2 protein-coding genes are annotated in these 1279 nt (G+C 49.8%); both read left to right on the top strand.

All coding sequences use genetic code 11. The annotated features are described in order from the left end of the window. The coding region (gene dtd / locus R7E42_RS24450; RefSeq protein WP_318073156.1) for a D-aminoacyl-tRNA deacylase at positions 1–258 on the top strand (258 nt) is incomplete at its 5' end. Between the two features lie 108 nt (positions 259–366). Then, positions 367–1279 (top strand): bifunctional GNAT family N-acetyltransferase/hotdog fold thioesterase (locus R7E42_RS24445; RefSeq protein ID WP_318073155.1); only part of this gene is annotated, 913 nt, incomplete at its 3' end.

Here is a 1279-nt window from a genome sequence, read left to right as displayed (position 1 = left end):
GGAAAAATGAACCTCAACGTCAAACAAGTGAACGGTAAGGTTTTGGTGGTGTCTCAATTTACGTTACCGGCAGATACCAAGAAAGGCACACGTGCAGGCTTTTCTCGTGGTGCGCATCCAGCCGACGCTGAACGTCTGTATGACTACTTTTCTGACTTGTGTGAGCAGGAATTGCCAACCGAGCGTGGTCGCTTCGCGGCCGATATGAAAGTGTCATTAATTAATGACGGCCCAGTGACTTTTTGGCTACAGGTCTAATCTGGCGTGGATACACCCATGGTCTAAGCTATATACCCAAGTGATTTGATTTTACTTGGGTATTTTCTCCCCAAGATTCTTACTGATTTGCACTTTCAAAGGATTGATATGTTCAAACTCATAACTCCAACAACCGAAAATCAGCTTAACAAGTACTATCAATTTCGTTGGCAAATGCTTCGAGAGCCATGGCGCATGCCAGTAGGCTCTGAACGTGATGAATATGACGTGGTGAGCCACCACCGCATGATTGTGGATAGCCGTGGTCGTCCAATGGCGATCGGACGTTTGTACATTACTCCGGATAACGATGGCCAAATCCGCTATATGGCGGTGAAAGGCAATCGTCGCAGCAAAGGCATGGGCTCACTGGTGTTGGTCGCGTTGGAATCGCTTGCGCGCCAAGAAGGTGCGAAACGTTTGGTATGTAATGCTCGTGAAGACGCGATTGCGTTTTATGAAAAAAACGGTTTTGAACGTCGTGGTGAGTTGACCGATGAACGCGGTCCGGTCCGTCACCAACAAATGGTGAAGCCGCTTGATCCGATGGCGAATGTGTTACGTCGCCCAGAATGGTGCACGGAATTGCAGCAGCGCTGGGAAGCGCAGATCCCAATTGCGGACAAAATGGGCATCAAAATCAACCAATACACCGGTTATCAGTTCGAATGCAGTGCCCAGCTCAATCCGAATTTGAACCCGCACAATACGATGTTTGCTGGTTCGGCATTTACGTTGGCAACGCTGACGGGATGGGGAATGACGTGGTTACTGCTCAAAGAGCGCGGTTTGCATGGCGATATTGTTCTGGCAGACAGCTCGATTCGTTATCGTCATCCGGTGGAGCAAAATCCGGTGGCGAGTACCTCGCTTGATGGTATCAGTGGTGATTTGGATCGCTTGGCGTCAGGGCGCAAGGCGCGCATTGTCATCCATGTGGTGATTTACAGCGGCGATACGCCTGCGGGTGATTTTGTTGGCACGTACATGCTGGTGCCCGACTATTCGCAGTTACTCAGTT

It is taken from the genome of Vibrio sp. Vb1337 (assembly GCF_033338715.1).
GTDB lineage: Bacteria > Pseudomonadota > Gammaproteobacteria > Enterobacterales > Vibrionaceae > Vibrio > Vibrio alginolyticus.
Note: the sequence above shows the minus strand (reverse complement) of the source record. Positions and strands in the feature narration are given on the sequence as shown.